The sequence below is a fragment of the Agarivorans sp. DSG3-1 genome (genome assembly GCF_046774965.1).
Taxonomy (GTDB): Bacteria; Pseudomonadota; Gammaproteobacteria; order Enterobacterales; family Celerinatantimonadaceae; genus Agarivorans.
In genome coordinates this window covers 4,588,577-4,615,230 of record NZ_CP177241.1, presented here as the reverse complement: position 1 = coordinate 4,615,230, position 26,654 = coordinate 4,588,577, and the positions used below count along the sequence as shown (strand labels likewise).

Here is a 26,654-nt window from a genome sequence, read left to right as displayed (position 1 = left end):
TTAACAATTGAAGCCTAGCTGTTTTGAGCGTATTAGATTAGAGCTGATGACTCTCTAGGTTTAGCCATTCTCTTAAATCATGCCCATTAAGGCGGCTTTTACTGTTGCAGCAGTTTTATTTACTACATCGAGCTTTCGCATAGCCTGACTAATATGAAAATTAACAGTGCGAGCCGTGATATTAAGAATGGTGGCAATTTCTTCGGCGGTTTTACCATCGGCAGTCCATTTCAGCATTTCCAACTCGCGCATGCTTAAATCAGGCATGTCTATTTTCTCAGTGGTAATTCGTGAAGAAAGGCCATGGTGGGCAACCTGAGTTAACCATAATAACTGATAGCGGTAACGTTCTAGTTCTGCGGGGGTAAGCATGTCTGCGGAGCGAGCTAATGTGAGCATTCCAACGGTGCCGTTGGCTTGGCGAGAGGACTGAGCCCAACCATACTCCAATCCAAAAGCGCGAGCATCTTCCATTAATTCAGGCGCTTGGGCAAAAACTTGGTCGCTCCATACAATCGGTAACTGTGAGCTCATTCCATGATGAACCGTAGGATCTACCGTTAAATAATTTTTGGCCTGGTAGGTCTGCTGCCAGATGGTGGGGTAGTTATTGAGCATTTCTGTACGAGGGGCAGATAGGGGGTAAGGAACTCGCAAGCCATACGCACAAAAATCAAAACCTAAAGCATTGGTAATTTTTGATAACTCTTTAAAAAAGGCATCGCTAGAACCTTGAGTCTCTAACAAGCAGAATTGTTCTTCTAACCAAGCTTCCATGAGCGGGCTATCATCTCCTAGTTATGCATATATTGAGCATAATCATTTTGTTGTAGAGTAACCAGTATAGCGCAACTGTTAATGTTGACAATTGAAGCCTTGCCGTCAGAATGCTTTGATGAGGGAGAGTTCAAACAAATAAACAAAAAATATTATGAAAACACAGGCAAGTGTACAGAATGTAATCGATTCTGAGAGCTATCAGGTAGTTCCTTCTGACGATGGATTAGTCAGAATTACGATTGAACAACTCAGCGTACTAAATTTTAGCCATATCATCTCTGGCTTAGATAACATTAGCGCTGATGATTTTAATAGTGAACATGCAAAATTTACCGGCTATACCGAATGGTTATTCGAAAGCGTTAGCGCTATTACCATAGGTTGGGACTGGCATTGGGTGTGGAAGAATGGCGCAATGAAATGCTGCTTAAAAGATCTTCCGCGCAGTAATTTGCAGCTTCAAGAAAGCGGCTTTGACGTTAGCCCAAGGCGTAATGATCAATTATTAAAGCAGGCGATTGAACAGTTTTCATGGCAGGCAACAACTGCAGCAGCGATCAGAAATCGCTACCGCGAGTCACCTATGAACAACTATTAAGTGATATCGATGTAGCAGGCAAATAGCGCGTAACCGTTTATTATTTTTGGTGGTCCTGCTCGGTGATAGCGAAATCCTGCATTGCGCAGCATTCGCTCAATACCTAAAGGCGAAACCGAAATTAAGCGTTTTGCACCGTGTTTCTTAGCGCATTCAATCGATGCGGTGAGTAACGCTAAAGCTTCGCTCGACATGAGTTGAGTGGGGGCTTGGCTGTGATTGTCAAAATCGACAGCCGCAAAGCGAGACAGCTCCCAAGTGTCATTTTCTTTGGGGCAGGCAAGGCCATTAAGCAATTCAGGAAACACTTCCTCAAGCAAGTAAGGTTGAGTGGTGGGTAATAGCCTTGCACAGCCACTAATATGCTGTTGGTCGTTTTGAGCGATGACATATACAGTGTCTTCACGGTCAAATTGATCTTGTTCTATGCCTTCTGGGGTATCAAGTTCCCAACCGAGCATTTCTACAAATACTTGATGACGGTAGTGATTTAGGTGTTGGAATGTTGAGGGTGTAAGTTGTTCTGCAACGCCGTTAACAAAGTCCATTAGCATCTCTCCCTTGGTGATGATGCTATGAGTACAATCCAGCTTGCTCACATTTTAAACTGTCAAACCTAACAGCTAGCTAAGCGCTTTAAATTCAGCTATGGCTTTGTTTTTGTTGAATTTATCAATTGAAGCGACCTCGTTTTATTTCTCATTCCGTTAAAAAATTAAACTTATTGGAATTCAATTAGCTAGCGTAGCACCTCACCATTTTGGTGAAGTGCAGTTCTACATTCTTCGATTAAAATATTAGGGAATTGACGGTAATCAGGGTAGGGAGTGAGATAAATATTGGGCGGTAAAAAAAGCCATTTTTTTTGACTTGATTCACCTTTGTTAGCGTTCAAATGATCAAACCGACACCAGTTATTTTTACCTGCAATGATGTGTGTTGATGCATCTTTAACCAAATTAGCATCAAAGTGAATCTGGTTTTCGCTCAATAACTTAGTGTATAAATGGTTTCGCCAATCTTCATTTGGCGCAGTTAATTTTGCGTAAATGGTGAGTATTTTTCGCCAATTATTATTATTGTTTTGCAAAATCTCTTGGCTTAGTTGAGCTGGCGCTAATTGTTGATAGTTAAGCGGCAACTGAGGGGGCTGACAATTCAAGTATAAAACGGCCTTGGGGCGTTCACTGCCTATCATCACGTTAATTCCTTTTTAGTGTTTAGTTTTCAGCATATTTGTCTCTAGCTTTACGCTGATTCCCTGTCATACAACTGCCATAAAACTGTTGCTTCTTTGTCACGTTCTACTTCTAGCCTAACGGCGAATAGAGGGAGAGAGCAATGATTTCAGCGCAGCAGGTACTTAATCAACATTACCCCAGTTTGTCACAGCATCCGCGACGTTATTCACTTGCCAAGTGGTTTTTTTCAAAAGTGTTATTTGAAGATGAGTTTCAATCATTTGGGGAAAAACATCCACACCTCAAAGGGGTTGCTTTTATCGACCAGGTGTTTACCGAGCTCAATATAAGCTATCGAGTAAGCCAAAATGAGCGTGAGCGGATCCCAAGTGAAGGGCGCGTAGTGATAGTGGCTAATCACCCGATTGGTTCCATTGATGGCCTTGCATTGCTGCATCTAGTTAGCCAAGTGCGTAAAGATGTAAAAATTGTTGCTAATGAAATCCTTTCCGCAATTAAACCCTTAGATGACTTATTACTGCCAGTAGATAATATGCGTCGCAATAGCCAACGTAAGCAGCTTAATGCGATTAAAGACTTATTAGATGAAGAAGGCGCGGTAATTATTTTCCCGGCTGGTGAAGTGTCTCGTTTAAAGGGGGTTAAGGTTCAAGACGGCAAATGGACCAAAGGTTTTGTCAGCATCGCTAAAAAAACCAATACGCCTTTACTGCCCATTTGTGTAAAGGCTAAGAACAGTCACCTGTTTTATTTAAGTTCTTTTATCTATCGTCCTTTGTCGACTCTGTTGTTGGTGAAAGAACTATTTTTTCACCGCAACAAAGTGTTCTCAATGGTGGTTGGCGAGCAAATACCGGTTAAAAGCTTTGGCTTAAGTGGTCTCGATCGTTCTACTCAGGCGCAGTTAATCAAAAAGCACCTGTATCGCATTGGTAATAATAAAAAAGGCCTGTTTCATACTGAAGCCGCTATTGCTCATCCTGAGCAACGCTTAGCGCTAAAAAAAGCCATAAAGCAGCTAGAGAAGATAGGCGAAACGCCGGACGGGAAACAAATTTGTATTTGTTATGGCAATTCCCAACCGTTGATTTTGTCAGAACTAGGGCGCTTGCGTGAATTAGCTTTTAGAGCGGTTGGCGAAGGAACTGGGCGACGAACCGACACCGACAAATATGATGCTAATTATCTGCATCTCATATTGTGGGATGCTGAACAACTCGAGATAGCTGGTGCTTATCGCTTTGCAGATACCAAGCGTTTAATTGAAGAACAAGGCATTAATGCACTGTATAGCCATTCCTTGTTTGAATATGATGTAGAAACTAGTCACTTTCTTGAATTAGGAATAGAACTAGGCCGCAGCTTCGTTCAACCTAAGTATTGGGGGAAGCGCAGTTTAGACTATTTGTGGCTAGGTATTGGTGCGTTTCTAGCACGGAATCCGCAGTACCGTTATCTATTTGGCCCGGTGAGTATTAGCGCGGCAATGCCAGAAGCAGGACGAGATTTACTGATTCATTTTTATCAGACCTACTTCCCCGCAACTAACAATTACGCACGGTCTCGCCAGCCTTACCAATTGGCTAAACAAATCAAAAAAAGCATCAATATGTCGTTTAGTGGTGACGACTACAAAGCAGATTTTGCCCAGCTTAAAAGCGCGTTAGCTAGCATGGGCACAGCCGTGCCTACCTTGTATAAACAATATACTGAACTATGCCAACGTGGTGGTGTTCAGTTTATTGATTTTAACGTAGATCCCGATTTCAATCAGTGTATTGATGGCTTGGTATTGGTGGATTTACACCAACTTAAAGAAAAGAAAAAAGCCCGTTACATTGATGCCCACTTAGAAGACGCGTAGAACAAAGGCGGCATTAAGCCGCCTTTTAGAATCAACCATAGTGAGCGTTATTTACGGCGAAGCATCACCACAATTGCTACCGCGGCTAAGATCATTGGGTACCAAGCCGCACTTACCACTACTATTGGGCTTAACGAGAATAATGAACCTATTAACAGTGCTTGCGCGCCATAGGGAATTAAGCCTTGAATGACACAAGCAAAAATATCCATTAGGCTGGCGCTACGAGCCGCTTCAATCTGGTTTTCTTTGGCTAGTTGTTTAGTCAGATCGCCGGCCACTAAAATGGCTACGGTGTTGTTAGCTACAACTAAGTTGGTGAGCGCAGTAATTAAAGCAATGCCGTTTTGTGCGGCAAAAGAGCGTGACTTGGCTTTGTTTACTCGTTTCCCTACCCATTGTTGAATGAATCGTAAGCCGCCCTGTTCGCGCATTAGCGCACTTAAACCGCCAATGAACAATGACAGTAAAAAGATTTCCTGCATGCCACTAAAGCCCGCATAAATGTCTTTACCAAAGGTTAATAGTGGGTAATCACCCGACAGAATGGCAGTACCGCCAGCCAGCACAATACCACTGAACAAGACCACAAATACGTTCACCCCAAAAACAGCCATTAGCAAGATCACGAGATAAGGCAAAGCACTTAAAGGGTTATTTATTGGCAGGCTTTCTAATTTTGCACTGTCATTTAACACAAACAATAGAACGATGGTGAGCAAGGCTGCAGGTAAAGCTATCCCTAGGTTTTGCCTAAATTTATCCTTCATCGCACAACCTTGGGTGCGAGTGGCGGCAATAGTGGTGTCAGAGACAATCGATAAATTATCACCAAACATAGCGCCACCTAATACGGCACCGGCCATGTAAACTGGATCAATTCCAGCGGTTTGGGCAATGCCTAAGGCAATAGGTGCAACTGCTGCTATGGTGCCCATAGAGGTGCCCATAGAGGTGCCCATAGAGGTGCCCATAGAGGTGGCAATAAGCCCAGCTACAACGAATATACCTGGTAGTAAAAACCAACTAGGTACGCCATTTTAAGCAAGGTTTACCACTGCTTCTGCGCCACCACTGGCTTTTGCTACCGTACTGAATGCGCCCGCTAATAAGTAAATCAAACACATGGTGATGATATTGTGGTTAGACATGCCCCCCACAAACTGTTCTATGGCTTGGTTGATATTGTGTTTGCTAAGTATTATCGCCAATACAATGGCTGGAATAATCGCAATAGGCGCGGGCAGTTGATAAAAAGCAAACTCAACCCCCAGCCAATGTAAATAGCTGCCTACACCAATAAATAGGCATAAGAACAACATAATTGGCAGTAAGGCGCGCGCTGAAGTAGGGGCTTCTTGAGAATTTGAAGGTAACATTAGAGTAACGCTCTGAAATAGTAAGAGCCTTTAGTGTAATTAATTGTAGATCTCTATAAATCTAGAGGGATAAGCGTCTTTACTTCTTTTTGAAAGAACAAAAGACGTTTAGTTTGTTTAGCCGCTAGCTTGGCTTTGTTGCATTACCGTGGCTAAACGAATGACCGCTTGTTCTAAGCCCTTACTGTCTAAAGCAGTAAAGTTCAAACGAATGGCTTGGTCGTTTACTGTTGAACGAGCAGGCCAAAACTCATCACCAGGAACTATAGCCACCTTAGCTTTTAGAGCCGCCGCTGCAATGTGTTGGGCTTGGTGTTGCTTTAAACGACACCAAACAAACATGCCTCCTTGTGGTACTGCAAAATCTACATAGTCGCTTAAGTGTTTTTGTAAGGCGCTTACTAGCGCATCGCGGCGGCTGCAGTAATGGGATTTAAGTTGTTCAAGGTGCAGGCCAAAGTCTGGGTGAGTAATGGTTGATAGCAACATTTTTTGCATGGGTAGTGCCGAGTGAAGGTCACTGGCCTGTTTTACTTTTATGAGTGGAGCCAGCAGAGGTTTAGATGCCATAGCGTAACCAACACGCATACCCGGGGTCGCTATTTTTGAAAATGAGCCTAAGTAAAAAGCATCGCCTTTACACAATTCGGTCACTGTAGTTAAGGGTTCTCCTTCGTAACGCAGTTCACGATAGGGCGCGTCTTCCACAAACGCGACCTTGTATTTTGCCAGTAAATCCGCCACTGCTTGTCGTTTAGCCTGACTCCAACAGCGGCTGCTGGGATTTTGAAAATCAGGCACTGCGTAAAAGAATTTAACGTTGTTGGCTGCAAGTACTTGTTCGAGGTGGGCTAAATTCGGCCCATCTTGTTCGCTATCAACACTTAAGGTTTCTGCTTCCGCTAAGTCAAAAATCTGTAGCGCTCCCAAATAGCTTGGCGTTTCACACAATACTTGGTCGCCGGGGTTTAGATAACAGCGAGCAATTAAATCTAAGGCTTGTTGAGAACCGCTGGTAATAATGACCTCTTCGGCGAAGGGTTTACTGGCGAGAATAAACTCACGCAATTCTGTTAATCCTTCGGTAGCGCCATATTGGTAAATGCTTGGCTGGTCGGCTAATTCCGCCGCAGCGTAAGCCAGAATAGATTGTGGAAATCGATGAGTATCGGGTAGGCCACCTGCCAACGACAACATACCGGGTTGTTGGAAGACTTTTAATATATTGCGAATGTAAGACTCTTTTGTTTGTTTTACTCGATTACTTAGCTCTATCATGTGTGCTCAGTTGCATTAGGCATGCTGTGTATTTGAGTTGACACAATAGCGAGTTTGCAAAATGCAGGTCTTAGTATTTATGTGCAAATACTTGTCCATTTGTGCTAATTTTTGAGAGTTGCAAGATACACAAGTGCCAGGAAGAACGGTGTTGCTGAATACAGAGCTAAATAGACAAAGTCGAATAAATGATGTGCTGTATCACATCCATCAAACTATTTCTGAGCCGCAAAGTGCGACTGAACTGGCGAAAATTGCTGCTTATTCAAGGTTCCATTTTCACCGTTGTTTTAAGCAACTCACAGGCGAAAATGTTAACGACTATATTCGCCGTACTCGCTTAGAGCGTTGCGCTAATTTATTGATTTTTTCTCCTGGGCTTACTGTGCAGGATGCGGCACTTCAATGTGGCTTCCAATCTCCGGCCTCTTTTTCTCAAGCATTTAAAAAGCACTTTGGTCGTTCGCCTAAGCAATGGCGAGATGGTGGTTATGACGATTACAGTCGTAATAATTACCAGCAAAGCTGGAGCGAAGAGTTACAACTGCGAATGCAACATGCCAAGCACCTATCATTGCCTACGGTCACTATTCAGCGCTTAGCACCACAAATTGTGGCTTATGTTAGGCATCAAGGTTACGGCCGCAGTATTCGCCAAGCCTATGAAAAACTGCAAATGTGGGCTGATAACCAAGGCCTTGAATGGGACCAGAATAGACTCTTAGGTTTGTACCATTCTAATCCTGATATTGTACCTGCCCCATTGTGTCATTATGTTGCGTGTTTAGCGGTAGACGCGCCAATTTTGCGAAGAGGTCCTGTGAGTTGTTTAACCATTCCAGGTGGAATGCATGCCACTTTAAATGTGTCTGGGCAATACGGTGAACTGCTACCGATGTTGCATAAGTTTTATGTTGAGTGGCTGCCTGATAGTGGTTATCGATTAGGTGATATTCCGGCGTTTGTGCGCTACCAACGTTGTCAATTTATTGATAAGGATGAATTATTTGATTTACAACTTTGTGTTCCTATCTCTTTGTAGTTAAAAGATTTTACTATTTGTTGTTATTGTTTTTGTTGTTTACCACTCTTTTTTAATATAATTGTTATTGTCATATTTATGTCACATCACGGTCATAAAATCTTCGCCCAATTTGGAGCCTAATAAGGCTCCTCTCAGGGAAGAATGCAGATTTCATTTAATGATCTGCTATTGGAGTTTTTATGCGCGTATCTCGATTCTCTCGGTTGTCGGCCTTTGCGTTATTGGCTGTTAGTGCAGTGCTCATTGTTGCGTTGTACTTTTCATTAGTTGAATTGTCTGTCTCAAATCAGCAATTACATAACTATCAATCTCTTAAGTCTCAGTTTAACAGCCAGCTAGTGGCTAAGGTAAATAATTACCTCAACACCGGGAATGCCTTACAACTAAGCGAAGCTGAAAGCTTACTCGAGGCTCTAGTTGAGAGGTCAAAACAGCAGCAACTTAGTGGTTTATCGGTAATGCTTGAAGAGTTACTCACCGCTCTTCAAGAGCGCTACCTGGCCCTAGGAAAACTTAGCGGCAACGAACAAGGTTTATTAATTAATGCCGAGCGAGAAATGTTGGGCTGGGCCGATAGCACTGTGGATTACGGCTTAAAAGCGACGGGAAGCGACGCTACCGCTTATATTCAGAATGGCAGTGAATTAATGAATGCCTTAGTGAGTCTAGCCATGCAGCGTAATCGCTATTTCTCTCATCCTAGCGATGAGAGCAAATTGGCTTACGATGATGCGCTTACTCAAGTGAGTGAGTATGCAAGGTCTATTAGCCGCCTACCTTTGCTGGGTGTGATGAGCGAAGTTGAAGTGGATGAATTTGCTTTAGGTGACCCTGAAGAGGCCAGTGATTTAGCTGAAGAGTTAAGAGGCGAACTACTGAGTTTGAGCCAGCGTTATCCAAGAGAGTTGCAATCAACCAACGCGCTGATTGAGCAACGGCTGGTTTTACGCAGCGCCTTAAGTGCCGACATAGAACAATTAACGCAGCAAATTTCTCAGGCCGAACAAGGCGTTATTGAACAAAGAAACATGGTGATGGCAAGCGTAGAGATAACCCTGTATAGCGTGGCTGGACTCATTGTATTACTGGCCTTTGTTATGCAGCTAGTCATGCAAACAGCGGTGCTTAAACCACTTCGCGAGCTGCGCAATGGTTTTGCCTTGTTGGTTGAAAACGGTAGTATTCAACGCTTACAAGTACGCCGAAAGAATACCGAAATCGGCGAAATTGCCACTTTTTTCAATCAACTTTTAGCTAAACAAGGCGATCTTGAAGAGCTTAAAAATCAACAATTGTCGGTTGTTTCTAGCTCCTTAGATTCAGTTTCAGAACAAGTTCGCCAAGTTTATTTAACCTCAGAGCAAACGGATCTGCAGGTGGCTGAATCACAACAATTGATGGAACAGTTACGCGCGCTAACAGAGCAGTTAAATCAAGTATCAAGTGATGTTGAAGACAACGCCAACGCTACCAAAAATGCCATGAACGAATCGCAGCAAGACGTTGAACAAGTTATTAGCGCCAGTAAACGTACAACGGCCTCGGTGGTAGAAGGGCGTGAATCACTGGCTACTTTGGTTACCGCCGTTACCGACGTAAGTGCCATTTTAGATGTGATTCGCGGCATTGCCGAGCAAACCAATTTGTTGGCACTGAATGCTGCCATTGAATCGGCGCGAGCGGGCGAGCATGGCCGCGGCTTTGCGGTAGTCGCCGATGAAGTACGTACCTTATCGATGCGTACTCAAAGCTCTTTAGAAGAAATTACCGGTATCTTAAATCAACTTAAACAGTCATCTAATAGCTTAGAAAACAATATTGGTGGCATAGAGGAAGCCAGCGAGCATCAGCAGTTGATTTCATCCAAGCTGATGGAAACCACGCATCAAGTACGTGAACAGGCCCAAACTTCAGCCAATGTTGCTCACCAAGCCAGCGAATACATTCGAGAGCAAAGTGAGCATGTCGGCAGTTTTACCTCGAAGATGAATACCGTAAAAACGCAGGTAGAATCGGCCTACAAGCTCGCCACTAAAATTGAGTCAGATGTAAGCCTGCAAGTCACTACCATTGTGAACACCCTTAAACCCGCGTAAACAATAAAGCTAAGGGCTTATTGCCCTTGGCATGTTATACTGCAACATTGGCTCAGTTGGGGCCTATTGCATGCGAAAAGAGAGTGAAAATGCTAGAAATTGGACGCCTTAATCAATTAGCCGTGATTGAAATGGCTGACTTAGGTGCCTACCTAGACGGTGGCGAATTTGGTGACATACTGTTGCCCACTAGAGAGCTTAGTCCTGAGCTGGGTATAGGTGATGAGCTAGACGTTTTTGTTTATCGAGATGGTGAACGAAATTTATTAGCCACCTTGAAAAAGCCACTGGTTCAGGTGGGTGAGTGCGCCAACCTACAAGTTAAAGAAATTAACGATGTAGGTATTTTCCTTGATTGGGGCTTAGATAAAGATTTGTTCCTGCCATTTAGCGAACAACAGCAGCCAATGGAGGTGGATCGCCATTATGTTGTATACGTTTATTTAGACAATGAACAACGCATCGCTGCCAGTAATAAGTTGGATCGCTTCATTGATAAATCTGACCACAAATATACGCGCGGCGAAAAAGTTAACTTATTAGTCGCTGGGCGTACCGAGCTAGGTTACAAAGTGGTAGTGAACAATCTGCATTGGGGCGTGTTGTATTACGACCAAGTCTTTAAACGTATTCGAGCTGGTTACGCGTGTACCGGTTATATTCAAAAAGTACGTGAAGACCAAAAGCTTGATCTCAGTTTAGAGCCGATTGGTATTCAAAAGGCGATTGATATTGGCGATAGCATTATTGCCAAATTACATGAAGAGCAGGGCTATTTAGCGCTTAGCGATAAAAGCTCGCCTCAAGCAATCTCTGCGATTTTTGGCGTGAGTAAAGGCACCTTTAAAAAGGCTATTGGCAAGTTATATAAAGACGGCTTAATTACCATTAGTAAAACCGGTATTGTGCTTAACGAGAAAGACTAATTTCGGCAGATATTGAGTTTAATAGCCCGCTTATGCGGGCTTTTTTGTAAGGCTAAACCCTAAATAGCTTCTTCTAAGTTATGTTCAGTCACTTCACCAGTAATAACCGTTAGTTCAACGTCTTGGTCTTGTGGGTTTGCAATAACAATAGCATCATAAAGTTCTGGGTCATCATCTACTGCGCTACAACTAAAGGCCAGCGTATAGTCCCCAGCGGGAAGGTGAGCAAAACTATAGCTATATAAGTTGGTTTCACTGTCTTGTTGCACCATTTTTGATGAATATGGCGCAACAATGTCAGTGGGTACTTCGGTATCAATTTCAGGGTCAAACTCATCACCCAGCACAGAAAACCCATCAATCGGTTGATTATATAAGTAAACAACGTTGCCGGTATCGGCTTGGCAATCTCCCGCTGAAAGCAGGTTTGGGTCAATGCTGCCAGAAATCTCGCCGACAGTGGTATTGTCAACAATAGTGACACCATGTGGTTTGAGATTATAGCTTTGTCCATTGGCGGTGCTGACTAAAGATTTTCGTAAGTTGAAGTCGATGGTATAGGCTTGAGTGCCTTCGGTAGTCACTCTAAAACCACCAAGACGCAGTTTGTTGCTAGGTGTCTTAAGTGGCAAAGTAGCGTTGGAGTCTTCCACTACGTTACAAAACTCAGTGCTCCCATTTTGATTTTGAGGACATTCAAAAGTATTGATGATTAATTCTCTATAATCACCCACTGGCAGTTCTGTATCACTAAGTACAAGCAGGCTTTCCCCGTTTTGGTAGTCCAGCAAATTAATCGTGATGGGGTCGCCATTGTCATCAACGATTGGCAGTTCTATATCATCTTCCCCTGTGCGCTGTAGGGTGATTGATGTATAACTCACATTTACTTCTGCAGCGCTATCCACAGGTGCATCTGCTATTGAAAACGACACCTTTGCAGTGCTTGGTGGAGTAATATCTGAACCACCATCGCCTCCACAGGCAATTAAACTAAGTGTTAACGACGCAATAAGAGATACGTTATAAATATTATTCATTGGATATTCTCTATTTAGCGTTTATACCCGAATATGCGTGGTCTAGTTAGTTTTTGTTATCTCGCCTGTAAGTATAGTTTTGTTGGCGACTCTCGCCATTTTAACACAGTAATAACTAAATAATCTTGTGTAGGGAGGAGCAGCTATAGCAGATAAAAAAAAGCCCAAACCATGTAGTTTGGGCGAACAATTGCAGTTAAGAATTACAGACTATAACGAAGCTTTAACTCGCTAGGGTGAGGGGCCAAATAGGCTTGTTTTGCCACATAGTGTTTTGGGTGCTCACGCAAATAGTGTTGAATAAGGCTAATTGGCACCAGCAGTGGCATTAAACCTTCACGATATTGATGAATCCGCTCAGACAGTTCTTCACGCTGTTGTGAACTTAGGTCGCGCTTAAAGTAACCTTGCAAATGTTGCAATACATTACAGTGATTTTTGCGGCTGCAGTTATGTTTGAGTATGCCCATAAAGCCTTCAATGTACGCAGCAAAACCATGCTGGTTCTTATTGCTTAAACTGGCCACCAAGGGGCCTAATTCACGGTATTTGGCAGGGTGATGCGCCATTAACAAGTACTTAAACTTAGCGTGAAAGGCTTGTACTTTAGCGACCGTTAAACCCTCATGCTCCATGGTTTTCCACTCATGGAAGGCAAATACTCGGTTTACGAAGTTTTCGCGTAGCACTGGGTCGTTTAAGCGGCCATCTTCTTCTATTGGAAGCAGTGGATAAGCCTCCATTAGTTTGGCTGTGAACAAACCTACGCCTTCTTTGCTGGCGTTGTTTTTTGCAGGAGAATATACACTTACCCGCTCCATGCCGCAGCTAGGTGACTTAGCGGCCACTACATAACCACTTAAATGACCAAGCTGAGGTAGGCGGCGGTCGGCGTAGTTGTTCATCTTTTCGCTAACGTCAAAGCTGCCATCGCTAGCTTGAAGGCTAATCACGTCTTCATGTTGAACTAAGCGAATAGTTTTACGAGGAGTGCCCATACCAATGGCCATTTCTGGACAGGTAGGTTCAAAATCAAAGTAGTTGGCTAACTCGGTTCTGCAAAAGCGAGATTGTTTGTGGCCGCCGTCGTAACGCACTTCTTGGCCAAGTAAGCAGCTGCTAATTCCTACTGAAATTTTGTCGCTTGAGAATCGGTTCATAATGGCATCCCCTGAGAGTATTACTAAGTATTACGTGGCTCAGTGTTTTGCGATCACAATGAGTGAAATTATTTTTTAGTTTGTTGTAGCAAGCAGCTGGTTAAGCTTGCTGGCGAGTCTAGTTCCGGCGCGCACTAGTTGTCTCTCGAGGCTTGAGCGGTGTTGCTCGGCATATTCATCAGCCAGCTTGATGCTGGAGAACTGGTAAGCTGCAGGCACTAAGGCACGAGTTTCTTGTAGCCAGTCTTCATAACTACCTTGAGTGTTTGTTAGCGGATAATTTTGCGCCAAATATTGCGCATATTGCTCTACTGAACCGTGTTTGGTATCAAGCAATTGGGTATCCCATACTCGGTGCAAATTAGAGGTTTTCCCGTACCATTTTACTCTTGTATTGTTCCCACCACGATCTTTGGCGTAGGCCACATGCAAGGGCTGGTGTAAATCGCCAACAAAGTGAATGTAAAACTTTAAGGCTTGTTGGCGATCTTCATTGTTTAAAGTTTGATCTAGCAAAGTGCTTTCAAAGTACTTAAGTTGACTTAATACATCGCCCTTTTTGCTACGTTTAGCTTGCTGTAAGTTTTGTCCTTCTGGAATGTTTATGTAATGCCAAGGTCCAGTATGCTTCCATAAAGCGGTTCTGCGTGCTTGGTCTGCCCAGGTTGAAGCGTTAACCAATGACTGCCCATTAAGTAACTGCTCAATCTGATGGTTTGCGTGGGGGGTTAGTTGTTGCTGAGCGATATAGGCAATGAGCTGATGTCCAAGCACTCCAAAGGCATGGCTAGGTAAGCTAATGAGGGTAACAATGAAGAGCAAGGTTAAGCGGTTCACATAACATCCTTGAAAATAAGAAGGCGCTAGGGCGCCTTCTCAACAAGTTTATAATAAGTTTAGAATAGTCTCGGCACTGCTTACTTCAAAACTCTTAGCCTGTTCAACATTAACCGTGCTTACTGTTAAATCATCGATGATGATGGCGTAACGCTGTGAACGAACGCCACCAAATCCCGCTGTATCCATTTCCAAGCCAAGGGCTTTAGTGAAGCTGGCGTCGCCATCACCCAGCATCATTATTTGCTCTGCATTTTGGGCTTCGCCCCAAGCATTCATCACAAAGGCATCGTTTACCGATACGCAGGCAATAATATCTACGCCCTTGGCTTTAATGTTGTCGGCTAACACTACAAAGCCAGGTAGGTGAGACTCTGAACAAGTGGGGGTAAAAGCACCGGGCACCGCAAATAACACCACTTTTTTTCCTGCGAATAGCTGGTGAGTTGAATGGTTTTGCATACCTTCTTGGTTTAGCTCGGCAAGATGTGCTTCTGGAATGGTTTGACCTACTTCAATCATGTTGCTCTCCATGTGTTGTTGGATACATCGTATTATTCGTAATAACTTTTAAGCGCGGTTTAGCCTAGAGCGAATAAGCGCTACTCGCAAGTTACTGCCTATTGTGGTTCGCAGCAGGCTAACAACTGCTCGCTAAGGTGCGTTTGATCAAGGGCTTGCGAGGCAATCAGCTCGATGCGATTTTTTTCACTGGGCGATAAGGTTTGTAACTTACCTTGGCCGTTAACTTGATTAATTAGTAATGTGGCTTGTGGGGTTTGTAACACTGCTTTACAGCGTAGTAAATCTAAAGATTCGAGCCAAGTGAGCAGTGCAGTTTGCTTAAAACGAGTGTTAGCAGGAAACTGCCAACCCAGCGAATAAACACCATCTTGATGATGCTGCTTAACGATAAAGGGCAGCGGTTCTCCAGCAACTTCTGGGTTATCTTCAACCCTTGGTGTGGCGATTGAGTTTGCAGTGAGCGACCAAGGCTTTAACTGCGGGAGTAGCTTAGTTACTGGACTCAATAGCACGCTCAATTCTAATTGGCCGTGTTGGCTATATACAAGGGGTTTATCTTGCAGGCCTTGGTGGCGTAGGTAATTGGTTAAGGCAAGCTTGTCTTGCGCTTGATACAAGTCGTTTTTACTTGCCACAATAGCGTCGGCAATGCTTAACTGCGCCAGAAAATTCTCGTGTTCAGTGTAACGTTTGTCGGCTAATACGCGCGCATCAACTAAGGCTAAGCTTGTCCCCAATTGAATGGTACCTTGTTTAGCCAGCTGTTCTAAACGTTGCTTAATATTGATCGGGTGCCCTAAACCGGTGGGCTCTATGATTAAGCGTTGCGGCTTAGCCAGTTTGAGTAGTTGGTTTAAGGCGACTACAAAAGGTACACCGGCAGCGCAGCATAAACACCCTCCGGGAACTTCTTTTATAAACACATCTTGTTGTGGTTGCTGGGCTTCTAGTAAGGCTGCATCTAAGCCTATTTCGCCAAACTCATTGCTCAGCACTGCCCAGCGTTCATGCTTGGGTTTGTTCGCCAATAAGTGCTGAATTAAGGTGGTTTTTCCTGAGCCCAAGAAGCCACTGACTAAATGGCAAGGAACGGCATCAGCAATAATTTTCACGCCAGTTTACCTACATTAAGTATCTAAATATTTGTTAATTTACAGTAACACAGTTAATGCGAAGATTAGCCTTGGCTGGAGTAAGGGTAATGATTTGTTAGGGCTTAGTGAGTCCCGTTAATTTGGTAATATGTAGATTGAACAAAGTCTTCTGTCTGGTCGGGTTTTTTCTAAGCATACACACCCGATTTGAAATACATGTACTGGCCACCTTCGTCGTCGCCACTGCCTGACATGTCGACTTCTTGGTATAAATCAGCTTTACCTGGGCGCGTAATGATGACGATTAGCTTGTTATTTTCTACGTGGATGCGGTAGCTCATGGCTGTTGCCTTTAAGTGGGCGTGGGCAAAGTAAACTGAGTCCATTTCATGATGCGGTAATAAAAACGAATAAGCTCATCTTTATTAGTTCGGAACTGACAATAATTACGTGACCTACTTGTCAGTTTTCGCCAGTAGGTCATATTGCCAAAACTGTATCAAGCTTCGCTACTATTCATAAAATACTTCACCTTCTGCGCCACCTGCTAGCCTCTTCAGCTTGTTGTACTTTTTCACATATATACTGAGCAATTGGAAATGCTGAAGTAGCCGCTGGTGAAGGCGCGTTGCAAACATGAAGGCTGCGTGGGCTATTAGCAAATAAAAAGTCATGCACTAAACTGCCATCTTTTAGCACCGCTTGTGCCCTAATGCCTGCTGGGTAGGGGCGTAAATCATGAATGTTTAAACTAGGACAGTACTTCCTTACTCGTTGTAAATAGCCTGATTTAAACAAAGAGTCCTTTGTTTCCTTAAAGCCACTGCCTAAATGCTGTTTAGCCACTTTCCAAAAACCGGGGAAGCTCAGCATTTGTTTAGTATCTGCTAAGTTAAAAGAGGCTTTGTTATAACCCTCTCGTGACCAGCCTTGCACTGCGTTTGGCCCAACCGTTACCGTTCCATCAATCATTTTAGTCAGGTGCACCCCCAAAAATGGCAATTCGGGATCAGGAATGGGGTAAATGAGGTGTTTAATTAACTGATTATGGCGGGGCTGCAGTTGATAGTACTCGCCTCGGTAGGGAATGATTTGGAAGTTGATATCAATGTTTAGCATTTTACATAAACGGTCTGCCATAAGGCCACCGCAGCTAACGAGATACTTACCGCTAAACTGGCCATGTTGTGTATTCACAGTTATTTGAGAGCCACTCTCTGTTAGCCCGTTCACCTGATGTGAAAGTTTAATTTCACCACCTTGCTGAGTAAACAATTCGGCTATTTTTTGGCAAATCTGCGGGTAACTCACAATACCAGTATCGTTAACCTTAAGCGCACCTAAGCCTGAAATATTTGGTTCCAGCTCAGTTAGTTGCTGGGCTGATAACTGGCTTATTGCTATTTCGTTGTCTAAGCAACGAGCCGCTAAATCGTGCATACGGCTTAATTCGAGAGGGGTAGTCGCAACCAGTAATTTCCCGCACTGAAGGTAAGGAATGTCGTGTTGTTGGCAAAACGCGATGGTTTGCTTCAAACCTTGTTTACAAAATTGCGCTTTTAAACTGCCCGGCGGGTAGTAAACCCCGGCGTGAATGACGCCGCTATTATGCCCGGTTTGATGAAAAGCTAGCGAAGGCTCTTTTTCTAGAACCACTATTTTGGCTTCGGGGTGATTTTGCTTTAGCTGCCAAGCTGTGGCTAAACCCACAATTCCGCCGCCAATTACGATGTAGTCGTAACTCAATGGATAATCCTTTTGACTCATTACTCAAGGTGTTAGGCCTAGTTATTTTGGCACAAAAATCCGAAGCTTAGACTAAAGATATCAATCAGCTGCTGAATTCCAGTTAATGCAATGATAAGGTCAAACTTATCAATGCCCTATAGAGAACTGTAAATGGACTTTACTATTTATCATGGTGTGTTACTGCTGGTGGTAGGGCTGATCGCTGGTGTGATTAACACCTTAGCAGGCGGCGGCTCCAATTTAACCTTGCCAGCATTAATGGTAATGGGGATGCCAGCAGAAGTGGCTAATGCCACTAATAGAGTGGGCATTTTTTTACAATGTTTAACCGGTGTTTTGGGTTTCAAGAAGCACGACAAGCTTGATACTGAAGATGTCGTTCCCATTTTGTGGCCCACCTTAGTGGGAGGACTAGTGGGAGCGGTTGCTGCTTCCTATTCACCAGCTTGGATTATCAAATACCTGTTACTGGGGGCAATGTTGGCAATGGCGGCATTAATGCTGTTTAAACCCAGTGCCGTTGCGCCAGAACCGGGCACCCTTGCTCGCAAAATGGACGATACGCCTTCAGCCAAGTGGAGCTTGGGTTTAGCAGGGTTTTATGGCGGCTTTGTTCAGGCCGGCGTAGGGTTTATTTTGATCGCAGCATTGGCCGGCAGTTTGCGCTACGATTTAGTAAGAGCGAATGCGCTTAAATTAGTGTGTACCTTATCTTTTACCAGTATTGCTCTGGTGGTGTTTATTGCCAGAGGGCAAGTGTTGTGGTTGCCGGGTTTAGTGTTAGCGGTGGGTTACATTATTGGTGCCCATTATGCTGTGAAGTTTGCTATAAAAGCGGCGACTAATACGCTTAAATGGTTTTTGTTTGTTATGACTTTGATTGGCTGTATTGCCGCCTTATGGTTTTAGTTGAAAGGACGTACTGATGAAAAAGACAGTTATATTTATTACGGTATTGTTGATAAGTGCATGTAGCGGCAAACCAGAAGGCATTGAGCCGGTGAGTAATTTTCAGCTACAAAAATACTTGGGAACTTGGTATGAAGTTGCTCGTTTAGACCACTCATTCGAGCGTGGCATGAGCCATGTGACCGCAACTTATAGCTTACGTGATGACGGCAAAGTAACGGTACTAAATAAAGGCTTTTCTGAGCAGGAACAACAGTGGTTTGAAGCCGAAGGCATTGCTCAGTTTGTTGACTCACCAGACATTGGGCATCTCAAAGTATCCTTTTTTAGACCATTTTATGGTGCTTATGTCGTGTTTGCCTTGGATGAGCAAGACTACCAATACGCGTTGGTTGCTGGCCCTAACCGAAAATATTTATGGTTGCTTGCTCGAACGCCTGACTTAGCTCACCAAGTGAAAAGCGACTTGGTTCACGAGGCTAAAGACTTAGGCTACGATGTAGATGCGTTGATTTATGTCGATCATCACTCTGAAGTGATTACTTCTCAAGAATAAGAATTTGTCTTAGTAAAGGAACAAGTATGTGGACTGAGGGTAAAGTAATTGAACGTATTGATTGGAATGATGAGCTATTCAGTTTACGAATTAAGGCCGATATTACGCCATTTGTCGCTGGGCAATTCATTAAGTTATCAGAGTTAAGAGAGGGCAAGCGCGTAGCTCGTGCCTATTCATTAGTTAATCCTCCTGATACCGATTACCTAGAAGTGCTTGCGATTAAGGTAGCACAAGGCTTGCTGTCACCTAACCTTCATCAATTGAGTGTTGGTGATGCCATCGATGTCTCAAGCAGTGCCGCAGGGTTTATGGTGTTGGATGAAGTGCCCGAGGGGAAGCACTTGTGGTTAATTGGCACCGGAACAGGAATAGGACCGTATTTCTCAATGTTAGAAACGGCGCAAGCTTGGCAACGTTTTGAGAAAATTGCGTTGGTCTACGGCGTGAGAAAAATCAAAGATATCGCTTATAAAGAGCTTATTGATAAATACCAAGCAGAACATCCCACACAGTTCCAGTTTCAAGCCATGGTTACTCGTGAAGACTGCGAAGGTGCGCTTAAAAGCAGAATCCCTGAAGCCCTAGCTAATGGGTCGTTGGAACAAGGGCTTGGCCTTACATTAAGCGCCGAGCATTCCCAAGTGATCATGTGTGGTAACCCCGAAATGATCACCGATGCGCAAGTGATCTTAGAGCATAAAGGTTTGAAGAAAAATTTACGACGTAAACCTGGGCAAGTAACGGTGGAGCGTTACTGGTAGTGCGTTTTATGAGCATTGATGTTAATCTGCTCGCATCAAATTTTTAGCTCCTGAACATCAACTTAGTTTTTAGTGGTTACAAAAGCAACGCTTGTTGTCGGTTTTCTTTACAATGTTACAGTTTTACTGAATTTTTGAACTGTAAAGTATTGGAAATAAAGACTTAATTTTATTGGCTTGTTTATTGCTTTGTATTGGTTAGGACGGTTTTTAAATAATATACAGAATGCTATTTTGGGGGCGCTGTGTTTAAACAAATTTTATTAGTAGCAACGTGTGCTGTGTCTATGTCAGCTTTCTCTGCGGAGCAAGTTTGGGATTTTGATGATGGTTCACTATCCGGCACTGGAAACGGTAACTCTCTGGATATGTCTGGATTAAGTGTTACTGGTTGGTCGGATACCGCCAACCCTAATGACGGACGTATTAAAAATACCAAACTTAGATATTCGAACTCATATGGCTTGATGTCTGATAACAGAGATGAGCCGAACAATACTCCGCAACATTCTATCGACAGCTACGGCGACGATTTTGATATGGTCTTGTTAACCTTTGATGAAGCGGTAAATCTAGCGGGCTTCACTTTAGGTTGGGCGAGTGAAGATCACGGAACTAATAGGCAAGCTAGTCACGCAGATGTTTCAGTATTGGCTTATTCGGGCAGTGATGTTGCTACTGTGAATAATCAAAGATGGGCTGATTTAGCTGGTTTAGGTTGGACAACTGAAGCCGAAGTAAGTAATGCCGACGATTACGCTTATCAAGCTATTGATTCAGATGCTGTGTCTAAATATTGGTTGATTGGTGCATACAACCCTATATTCGGTAACTTGAACTGGTCTGCTAACAATGATGGATTCAAGCTTGCTGGTGTAAATACCGAAACACCTCAGTTTGCTGCTACTGTTCCAGAACCAGGTACAGTACTGTTATTTGCAGCGGGCCTATTTGGTATTGCACTACGTACCAGAAAGCGCCAAGCTTAAATATAAAATTCCTTTTCCTGTTTAACGAAAAATACGAAATACTCTGTATTTCGTATTTTTTTGTCTTTTTTTTGCCTCTGGTTCATTAGATACTGTTTGTCGGTTAATTGATTGACCCTCGCAGTAACAAGGAACCTATTTGCAAATGAAAAAGTCTTTTCTCTCTTTCTTACTTTTGTGTGTTGCCGGCTTTAGCTCTGCTAATGAGCAAGCAAATGAATACGAGTTGGCCGTTAAAGCCTTTCATAGTGGGGAAGAAAACGAAGCTTTTATTCATTTAAAAAATGCCTTAACGGCTAACCCTGAACATCTTTCTTCAAAGCTGTTACTCGCAAAGGTGTATTTCAACGCTAATAATTTAGGTTCAGCTGAAAAACAACTGGAGGAAGCACTCAACCTTGGTGCTGATATTAATTTAGTATTGCCAATGCTTGGTAATGTTCTATTGCTGCAAGGAAAGACCTCCGAAGTATTGGCTTTTGAAGAACGAGCGAGCGAGTTTTCGCGACAAACTCAGTTTGAGTGGAAGCTGTTGCGTGGACGGATCTACTTATTAAACTCCCAAGCTGATTTAGCGCGTAAGGAGTTTGAGCAAGCGACGAAGTTAATCCCTAATAAACCTAGTGCAATGAATACCTTGGCTACTTTATATCTGCAGCAGAAAGAGTATGTTCTAGCTGAGCAGTGGGTTAAACGTTCTTTAAGTATTGCTGAAAACAATGAGCGAACGTGGCTATTAAAGGGAAACTTAGAAGCGAACCAAGGCCAGATGAGCGCCGCGCTAGAAAGTTATCAGAAAGCCTATAGTTTAGATCCTGAAGACCCTAAAGTTTTACGTAGTTTGGTGATGACCCACCTTAAAGCCAATCAGCTAGAAGAGGCTAAGCGCTACTTAAAGAAAGTCCAAGAACAGACTCCTAACGATCCTACCGCTATTTTAATAAGTGCTACCTTGTTAAGTGATGAAGATAATGCCGAGTTGGCTGAGCAAGCGCTTACTGAATTATCTCAAAAGGTATCTGCTGCAGAAGGCGAAGAACTGACTGATGCAAATACGCTGTTGTTTATTCAAGGTGCCTCAGAATTTATTTTAAAAAATGATGAAAAAGCCCAGCAGTACCTGAGCCAGTATTTACGGCAGAAACCCAGTGATTTAGGCGCAACAAGAATGCTTGCTAAGGTGTATTTGCGTTCGGGCGAGCCTTATAAACTGCAGCTACTCCTTCAAGAAAACTTTGATTATATTATTCGCGACCTCGGATTGTCGGTACAGTTGGTATATCTCTATATAGACGCAGGGCGATTACGTGCCGCGCAACAGGCTTTTGAGCAAATTCGCGCTTATCATAGTGATTCAAATTATGTGGTTATATTAGAAGCTGAGCTAGCACGAGCGAGTGGTGAAGCAGAGCGAGCTTTAAGTTTGTTGCAAACTTTACCTTATAGCGAAGCAGACGCCCCGATAAAGTGGCTGCAGTTGAAAGGTGAGTTGGCTCTGCAAGTTAATAATTATGCCCAGGCTAAACTAGCAGTAGAAGAGCTGATTGGCCGAAATATTAAAACCAGCCCTACGCAAAATTTAATCGCTGCTTACTACATTAAAACTCAGCAGTTTGATCTGGCTCTGCGTTATCTTGATGACGTTTTAGCCAGCAGCTCAAGTAATTTGGGTGCACGTTTTAATAAAGCAGTGGTGCTAAAAAGCCAAGGTAAGCCCGAACAGGCTTTAGTATTGCTCAAGCAAATTCTTACAACGCAAAATGACCATGTGGCGAGCTATTTGCTGGCCGCTCGTATTTACTTGCAGCAGCAAGACTACCCACAAGCTATTGAGCAATTGGATAAAGTACTGCTTTATCAGCAAGACAATAGAGTGGCTAGGGAGTTGAAGCTAGATACATATATGCAAACTCAACAGTGGTCTTTGGCATTAGTCGAGGTTGAAAAATTAAATCGTGAATACATTTTAAATGAGCAATATTTAAGCTCTTATGCTGAAGTATTAATTCGTTTAGAGCGTTATGACGATGCCGCTTATCCTATTGGATTACTGGACAGTATTTGGAAAGAGCAACCGGAAAACTTAATTACTTTGGCTCAAATGCAGATTCAAGCAAAGCAACTGTCTGCTGCAAAAGCGAGCTTGTTTAAATCTCACGAACTTGACCCTAATACAATGACAACGTTAGTCTTGTTAGCCAAAGTAGAATTAGCGCAGCAACAGATTGAAGACGCCGAGAAAACGGTCGTTAAATTACAGCAGTTGTTTGGTGATAGCAGTGAGTTATATGCACTAAAGGGCGATATCTTGCTGCGTAAAAGTCTACCGCTTGACGCTCAAAAACAATATAGCCAAGCGGTGGCCTTAAACCATTTCAATCGCGAAGCAGTGGTGCGTTTGTATCAACTGTCTAAGCAAGGCGTAGCAGTGAAGGCATTTCATCAGCAACTAGAAGCCTTGTTGGAAGATAGCACCAAAACAGCTTGGCATCGCCGTTTATTGGCAGACAGCTATTTGCAAGACAAGCAATTGAGTCAGGCGCAGACACACTATGAAGCCTTACGAACTATTCCCGAATTAGAAAACGAGCCGGGCATCTTAAATAATTTGGCTTATATCTACTCCAAAACTGATTTAGACAAGGCTTACAGTACTATTGCTATTGCGGTAGAGCAGGGCTCTAAGAATGCGGCAATTTTGGACACCATTGGGTGGATTGAAATACAGCGAGGAAAGTTTGACCAAGGTTTAGTGTTTTTGCGCGAAGCCTACACAATGAATTCTTCGGATGCTGCGATTCGTTACCATCTTGCTTTTGCGTTGGATAAGTTAGGGCGAAAAGCGGAGGCTAGGCGAGAAGTACAAGAAGCCTTAGAATTAGATCAACAGTTTTCTGAGTACGAAGACGCTAAGGCCTTATTAGACAGCTTAAGTTAAAGGTTCCGCTTCCAATAAAAAAGCCACCTGTAGGTGGCTTTTTAGTTTCACAAACTAGCTTATTCGTTTGTATTTAATACGGTGAGGCTGTGCTGCTTCTTCGCCAATGGTTTCTTTAAGCCAAGCTTCATACTCAGTAAAGTTACCCGCGTGGAAGTTCACTTGGCCTTCATCGCGGTAATCAAGAATATGAGTTGCGATGCGGTCTAAGAACCAGCGGTCATGCGAAATAACCATGGCACAACCAGCAAACTCTAATAAGGCGTTTTCAAGTGCACGTAGTGTTTCTACGTCTAGATCATTGGTTGGTTCATCTAGGAGTAATACATTGCCACCGGTTTGAAGCAGCTTAGCGAGGTGCAAACGACCACGCTCACCTCCAGATAACTCACCCACACGTTTTTGTTGATCGCCACCTCTAAAGTTAAAGCGACCCACATATGCACGACTTGGTACTTCAACGTTACCAATTTTTAGAATGTCAGAGCCACCAGACACTTCTTGCCAGACTGTGGCTTTGTCATCCATTGCATCACGGAATTGGTCTACACTGGCGATCTGAACCGAGTCACCCACTTCTACAGTACCTGAGTCTGCTTGCTCAGCGCCGGTTATCATCTTAAATAAGGTTGATTTACCGGCGCCGTTAGGCCCAATAATGCCTACTATCGCGCCCTTAGGGATGCTGAATGATAGGTCATTAATAAGAACTCGGCCGTCGTAAGATTTGCTTAGCTTAGTGACATCAATCACCTTGTCACCTAAACGCTGAGCGGCTGGAATGAACAGTTCGTTAGTTTCATTACGGCTTTGGAAGCTTTGAGTATTAAGCTCTTCAAAGCGTGCCATACGTGATTTACTTTTGCTTTGACGACCCTTCGCGTTAGAGCGAACCCATTCCAATTCTTTTTGAATGGATTTCATGCGGGCTTTCTCTTGGGACGCTTCTTGGCTTAAACGATCTTCTTTTTGTTCTAACCAAGATGAGTAGTTACCTTCCCATGGGATGCCTTCGCCGCGGTCTAGCTCTAAAATCCAACCTGCTACGTTATCTAAGAAATAGCGATCGTGAGTTACTGCTACAACGGTGCCTTCATAGTCATGTAGGAAACGTTCTAACCAAGCAACAGATTCAGCATCTAAGTGGTTGGTAGGTTCGTCTAGTAACAACATGTCTGGCTTTTCAAGCAATAAACGACATAGCGCTACGCGACGGCGTTCACCACCTGACAGTTTCTCAATTTTTTGATCCCACTCCGGTAGGCGCAAGGCATCGGCTGCTCGCTCTAACTGGTTCTCTAAACTGTGAGAATCGTGAGTGGCTAAAATAGCTTCCAATTCGCCTTGTTCTTTAGCAAGTGCATCAAAATCAGCGTCTGGTTCAGCATATTCTGCATAAACTTGATCTAAGCGAGTTTGGGCATTTTTAACCACCGCTACCGCTTCTTCTACCACTTCACGAACGGTCTTGTCTAAGTCCATTTGTGGTTCTTGCGCTAAGTAACCGATTTTGGTGCCAGGGTTGGCGCGTGCTTCCCCTTCAATTTCGGTATCGATGCCAGCCATAATACGTAATAACGTAGACTTACCTGAGCCGTTAAGACCTAACACACCAATTTTGGCGCCAGGGAAAAAGCTTAAAGAGATGTTCTTTAGAATGTGCTTTTTAGGGGGGACGATTTTACCGACGCGGTTCATCGTATAAATAAATTGGGCCATTTGCCGTTCCTATAGAATGTCAAAACTAGTGTTTGGTGCAGCTAAAGCATACACCCAAATCAGATTGTTTTTATCTTCCGCTATGATACTGGCTTCCTTGCTGGATGCTAGCTTTGCCAATCACTTTATTCAGCCTGTTGTTGATGTTGTCACTGTTTTATATGAAAAGCGGCTAAATCTGCTGTTGGCCACCGTCGATAACCGAGTGGGTGATGGCTTCGAGTCGAATTTGCCAATAATTAATGCTATGTTGCTGTTATCACTATTTGAAGTAACTGACTGATGAAAAGATTGTTGTTAGCTTGCCTAGCGCTTAGCCTGGCGTTTACGGCCTCCGCCTTAACTTATGACCTACCCAATGACGGTAGCCGTTTATTGGGGGGCAACCAGTGGCACCGGATCCAAAAAGGTGAAACTATCGCGCTTATTGCCGAGCGTTATGGCGTAGGCTTTTTGGCTGTAATGGCAGCCAATAAGGGTGTCGACCCATTTTTACCTGAAGTGGATAGCCAGCTGCTTATCCCCACTCAAATACTACTACCTGATGTTGAGCATAAAGGCGTAGTGGTTAATTTGGCTGAACTACGTTTGTACTACTTTCGACCAAATAACCATCAAGTAGATGTATTGCCAATTGGCATTGGTCGAATTGGTCGTGAAACACCTGAAATGAGTACTTATATTAGCCAGAAACGAGAAAAACCAACTTGGACACCAACTCAGAATATTCGAAACGAATACGCTGCAAAAGGCATCATTCTGCCGCAAGTGGTTCAAGCTGGACCTGAAAACCCATTGGGCGAATATGCGCTGCGATTGGCTTATGGCAATGGTGAGTATTTGATTCATGGCACTAACAAAGAATTTGGGGTTGGCCTGCGAGTGAGCTCTGGCTGTATTCGCTTGTTCCCGAACGATATTGAGTATTTGTTTTCTCAAGTTAATGTGAAAACACCCGTACGTATTATTGATCAATCGATTAAACATTCCTTAGAGCCAAGTGGTGAGTACTTGTTAGAAGTGCATCAGCCGCTAAATCGTTCACAAGAAGATGTAAGCCAAGCAACTTCATTAAAGCTAAGTAGAGATGATATTAAGTTTATTACTCAAGCGGGGGTTGATTCTTCGGTTGTCAATCAAGCGCTGAAAAACCAGCAAGGCATTGCTTTAATGGTGGGTGAAAATCAGGGATAAAAAAAGGAGATG

Annotated in this window: 24 protein-coding genes and 1 pseudogene; 12 read left to right on the top strand and 13 right to left on the bottom strand. The window is 43.4% G+C overall.

Annotated features, from left to right (window positions below):
- Positions 1-72: 72 nt before the first annotated feature.
- Positions 73-777, bottom strand: a complete 705-nt coding sequence (locus tag ACLD71_RS21465) for an autoinducer binding domain-containing protein (protein ID WP_411992039.1) — start codon at positions 775-777, stop codon at positions 73-75.
- Between the two features lie 154 nt (positions 778-931).
- Here ACLD71_RS21465 and ACLD71_RS21460 point away from each other — a divergent pair, with 154 nt between their 5' ends.
- A complete protein-coding gene (locus tag ACLD71_RS21460) occupies positions 932-1,378 on the top strand; it encodes a DUF4902 domain-containing protein (RefSeq protein WP_411992037.1) in 447 nt (148 codons plus the stop codon).
- Here ACLD71_RS21460 and ACLD71_RS21455 read toward each other — a convergent pair.
- Positions 1,375-1,926 (bottom strand): acyl-homoserine-lactone synthase, encoded by a 552-nt coding sequence (locus tag ACLD71_RS21455; RefSeq protein WP_411992035.1) that lies wholly within the window; start codon positions 1,924-1,926, stop codon positions 1,375-1,377. The two genes, ACLD71_RS21460 and ACLD71_RS21455, sit on opposite strands and share 4 nt — an antisense overlap.
- Positions 1,927-2,117: 191 nt before the next feature.
- Positions 2,118-2,576: a DUF6942 family protein gene (locus tag ACLD71_RS21450; protein WP_411994895.1), complete on the bottom strand. Its 459-nt coding sequence runs from the start codon at positions 2,574-2,576 to the stop codon at positions 2,118-2,120.
- Positions 2,577-2,719: 143 nt separating this feature from the next.
- On the opposite strand from ACLD71_RS21450, the gene ACLD71_RS21445 reads away from it, so the two are divergent.
- Positions 2,720-4,444: a lysophospholipid acyltransferase family protein gene (locus ACLD71_RS21445; RefSeq protein WP_411992034.1), complete on the top strand. Its 1,725-nt coding sequence runs from the start codon at positions 2,720-2,722 to the stop codon at positions 4,442-4,444.
- A gap of 47 nt (positions 4,445-4,491) precedes the next feature.
- Here ACLD71_RS21445 and ACLD71_RS21440 read toward each other — a convergent pair.
- Both ACLD71_RS21440 and ACLD71_RS21435 read right to left on the bottom strand, forming a co-directional pair.
- Positions 4,492-5,823: pseudogene (locus ACLD71_RS21440) on the bottom strand (Na+/H+ antiporter NhaC family protein).
- Between the two features lie 117 nt (positions 5,824-5,940).
- Entirely contained in the window at positions 5,941-7,101 is a 1,161-nt protein-coding gene (locus tag ACLD71_RS21435; RefSeq protein WP_411992032.1) for a PLP-dependent aminotransferase family protein, read from the bottom strand.
- A 148-nt stretch (positions 7,102-7,249) separates the two neighbouring features.
- On the opposite strand from ACLD71_RS21435, the gene ACLD71_RS21430 reads away from it, so the two are divergent.
- From ACLD71_RS21430 to ACLD71_RS21420, 3 genes are all read left to right on the top strand, one after another.
- Entirely contained in the window at positions 7,250-8,143 is an 894-nt protein-coding gene (locus ACLD71_RS21430; protein WP_411992030.1) for an AraC family transcriptional regulator, read from the top strand.
- 182 nt (positions 8,144-8,325) lie between these two features.
- Entirely contained in the window at positions 8,326-10,242 is a 1,917-nt protein-coding gene (locus tag ACLD71_RS21425) for a methyl-accepting chemotaxis protein (protein WP_411992028.1), read from the top strand.
- Between the two features lie 89 nt (positions 10,243-10,331).
- Complete coding sequence (locus ACLD71_RS21420; RefSeq protein ID WP_411992026.1) at positions 10,332-11,168, top strand: S1 RNA-binding domain-containing protein; 837 nt, start codon at positions 10,332-10,334, stop codon at positions 11,166-11,168.
- A 59-nt stretch (positions 11,169-11,227) separates the two neighbouring features.
- On the opposite strand, the gene ACLD71_RS21415 is transcribed toward ACLD71_RS21420, so the two are convergent.
- The 7 genes from ACLD71_RS21415 to lhgO form a co-directional block, all read right to left on the bottom strand.
- A complete protein-coding gene (locus tag ACLD71_RS21415; RefSeq protein WP_411992024.1) occupies positions 11,228-12,208 on the bottom strand; it encodes a DUF4382 domain-containing protein in 981 nt (326 codons plus the stop codon).
- Between the two features lie 203 nt (positions 12,209-12,411).
- Positions 12,412-13,368, bottom strand: a complete 957-nt coding sequence (locus tag ACLD71_RS21410; RefSeq protein ID WP_137671744.1) for a YbgA family protein — start codon at positions 13,366-13,368, stop codon at positions 12,412-12,414.
- A 75-nt stretch (positions 13,369-13,443) separates the two neighbouring features.
- A complete protein-coding gene (locus ACLD71_RS21405; RefSeq protein ID WP_411992022.1) occupies positions 13,444-14,205 on the bottom strand; it encodes a S1/P1 nuclease in 762 nt (253 codons plus the stop codon).
- A 48-nt stretch (positions 14,206-14,253) separates the two neighbouring features.
- Complete coding sequence (locus ACLD71_RS21400) at positions 14,254-14,727, bottom strand: peroxiredoxin (protein WP_411992021.1); 474 nt, start codon at positions 14,725-14,727, stop codon at positions 14,254-14,256.
- Between the two features lie 98 nt (positions 14,728-14,825).
- On the bottom strand, positions 14,826-15,842 hold the full coding sequence (locus tag ACLD71_RS21395; RefSeq protein WP_411992019.1) for a CobW family GTP-binding protein: 1,017 nt from the start codon (positions 15,840-15,842) through the stop codon (positions 14,826-14,828).
- A 170-nt stretch (positions 15,843-16,012) separates the two neighbouring features.
- Positions 16,013-16,165 (bottom strand): hypothetical protein, encoded by a 153-nt coding sequence (locus ACLD71_RS21390; protein WP_411992017.1) that lies wholly within the window; start codon positions 16,163-16,165, stop codon positions 16,013-16,015.
- Between the two features lie 187 nt (positions 16,166-16,352).
- Positions 16,353-17,570 carry an L-2-hydroxyglutarate oxidase gene (gene lhgO, locus ACLD71_RS21385; protein WP_411992015.1) on the bottom strand — a complete coding sequence of 406 codons (1,218 nt, stop codon included), beginning with the start codon at positions 17,568-17,570 and terminating at the stop codon, positions 16,353-16,355.
- A gap of 153 nt (positions 17,571-17,723) precedes the next feature.
- Between lhgO and ACLD71_RS21380 the strand changes: the two genes are divergently transcribed.
- The 5 genes from ACLD71_RS21380 to ACLD71_RS21360 all read left to right on the top strand — a co-directional run bounded on the left by ACLD71_RS21380 (position 17,724) and on the right by ACLD71_RS21360 (position 23,729).
- Positions 17,724-18,482, top strand: a complete 759-nt coding sequence (locus tag ACLD71_RS21380; protein ID WP_303550018.1) for a sulfite exporter TauE/SafE family protein — start codon at positions 17,724-17,726, stop codon at positions 18,480-18,482.
- 16 nt (positions 18,483-18,498) lie between these two features.
- The gene (locus ACLD71_RS21375) at positions 18,499-19,038 is read left to right on the top strand and encodes a lipocalin family protein (RefSeq protein WP_411992013.1); all 540 of its coding nucleotides are present in this window, start codon (positions 18,499-18,501) and stop codon (positions 19,036-19,038) included.
- Between the two features lie 26 nt (positions 19,039-19,064).
- On the top strand, positions 19,065-19,802 hold the full coding sequence (locus tag ACLD71_RS21370; protein WP_411992011.1) for a ferredoxin--NADP reductase: 738 nt from the start codon (positions 19,065-19,067) through the stop codon (positions 19,800-19,802).
- Between the two features lie 245 nt (positions 19,803-20,047).
- On the top strand, positions 20,048-20,791 hold the full coding sequence (gene xdp1, locus ACLD71_RS21365; RefSeq protein ID WP_411992009.1) for an exosortase-dependent surface protein XDP1: 744 nt from the start codon (positions 20,048-20,050) through the stop codon (positions 20,789-20,791).
- Positions 20,792-20,936: 145 nt separating this feature from the next.
- Positions 20,937-23,729 (top strand): tetratricopeptide repeat protein, encoded by a 2,793-nt coding sequence (locus ACLD71_RS21360; RefSeq protein WP_411992007.1) that lies wholly within the window; start codon positions 20,937-20,939, stop codon positions 23,727-23,729.
- Between the two features lie 54 nt (positions 23,730-23,783).
- Here the strand turns inward: ACLD71_RS21360 and ettA are convergent, their stop codons facing one another.
- On the bottom strand, positions 23,784-25,448 hold the full coding sequence (gene ettA, locus ACLD71_RS21355; RefSeq protein WP_303510892.1) for an energy-dependent translational throttle protein EttA: 1,665 nt from the start codon (positions 25,446-25,448) through the stop codon (positions 23,784-23,786).
- A gap of 16 nt (positions 25,449-25,464) precedes the next feature.
- Here ettA and ACLD71_RS21350 point away from each other — a divergent pair, with 16 nt between their 5' ends.
- Positions 25,465-25,731: a hypothetical protein gene (locus ACLD71_RS21350; RefSeq protein WP_303550007.1), complete on the top strand. Its 267-nt coding sequence runs from the start codon at positions 25,465-25,467 to the stop codon at positions 25,729-25,731.
- A complete protein-coding gene (locus tag ACLD71_RS21345; RefSeq protein ID WP_137671732.1) occupies positions 25,731-26,642 on the top strand; it encodes a L,D-transpeptidase family protein in 912 nt (303 codons plus the stop codon). Before ACLD71_RS21350 ends, ACLD71_RS21345 begins: the two co-directional genes overlap by 1 nt.
- Positions 26,643-26,654 lie beyond the last annotated feature (12 nt).

Coding starts and splice junctions, on each gene's coding strand:
- ACLD71_RS21465 (WP_411992039.1), bottom strand. CDS start 777: ATGGAAGCTTGGTTAGAAGAACAATTCTGCTTGTTAGAGACTCAAGGT.
- ACLD71_RS21460 (WP_411992037.1), top strand. CDS start 932: ATGAAAACACAGGCAAGTGTACAGAATGTAATCGATTCTGAGAGCTAT.
- ACLD71_RS21455 (WP_411992035.1), bottom strand. CDS start 1,926: ATGGACTTTGTTAACGGCGTTGCAGAACAACTTACACCCTCAACATTC.
- ACLD71_RS21450 (WP_411994895.1), bottom strand. CDS start 2,576: ATGATAGGCAGTGAACGCCCCAAGGCCGTTTTATACTTGAATTGTCAG.
- ACLD71_RS21445 (WP_411992034.1), top strand. CDS start 2,720: ATGATTTCAGCGCAGCAGGTACTTAATCAACATTACCCCAGTTTGTCA.
- ACLD71_RS21435 (WP_411992032.1), bottom strand. CDS start 7,101: ATGATAGAGCTAAGTAATCGAGTAAAACAAACAAAAGAGTCTTACATT.
- ACLD71_RS21425 (WP_411992028.1), top strand. CDS start 8,326: ATGCGCGTATCTCGATTCTCTCGGTTGTCGGCCTTTGCGTTATTGGCT.
- ACLD71_RS21420 (WP_411992026.1), top strand. CDS start 10,332: ATGCTAGAAATTGGACGCCTTAATCAATTAGCCGTGATTGAAATGGCT.
- ACLD71_RS21415 (WP_411992024.1), bottom strand. CDS start 12,208: ATGAATAATATTTATAACGTATCTCTTATTGCGTCGTTAACACTTAGT.
- ACLD71_RS21410 (WP_137671744.1), bottom strand. CDS start 13,368: ATGAACCGATTCTCAAGCGACAAAATTTCAGTAGGAATTAGCAGCTGC.
- ACLD71_RS21400 (WP_411992021.1), bottom strand. CDS start 14,727: ATGATTGAAGTAGGTCAAACCATTCCAGAAGCACATCTTGCCGAGCTA.
- ACLD71_RS21390 (WP_411992017.1), bottom strand. CDS start 16,165: ATGAGCTACCGCATCCACGTAGAAAATAACAAGCTAATCGTCATCATT.
- ACLD71_RS21380 (WP_303550018.1), top strand. CDS start 17,724: ATGGACTTTACTATTTATCATGGTGTGTTACTGCTGGTGGTAGGGCTG.
- ACLD71_RS21375 (WP_411992013.1), top strand. CDS start 18,499: ATGAAAAAGACAGTTATATTTATTACGGTATTGTTGATAAGTGCATGT.
- ACLD71_RS21370 (WP_411992011.1), top strand. CDS start 19,065: ATGTGGACTGAGGGTAAAGTAATTGAACGTATTGATTGGAATGATGAG.
- ACLD71_RS21360 (WP_411992007.1), top strand. CDS start 20,937: ATGAAAAAGTCTTTTCTCTCTTTCTTACTTTTGTGTGTTGCCGGCTTT.
- ettA (WP_303510892.1), bottom strand. CDS start 25,448: ATGGCCCAATTTATTTATACGATGAACCGCGTCGGTAAAATCGTCCCC.
- ACLD71_RS21350 (WP_303550007.1), top strand. CDS start 25,465: ATGTCAAAACTAGTGTTTGGTGCAGCTAAAGCATACACCCAAATCAGA.
- ACLD71_RS21345 (WP_137671732.1), top strand. CDS start 25,731: ATGAAAAGATTGTTGTTAGCTTGCCTAGCGCTTAGCCTGGCGTTTACG.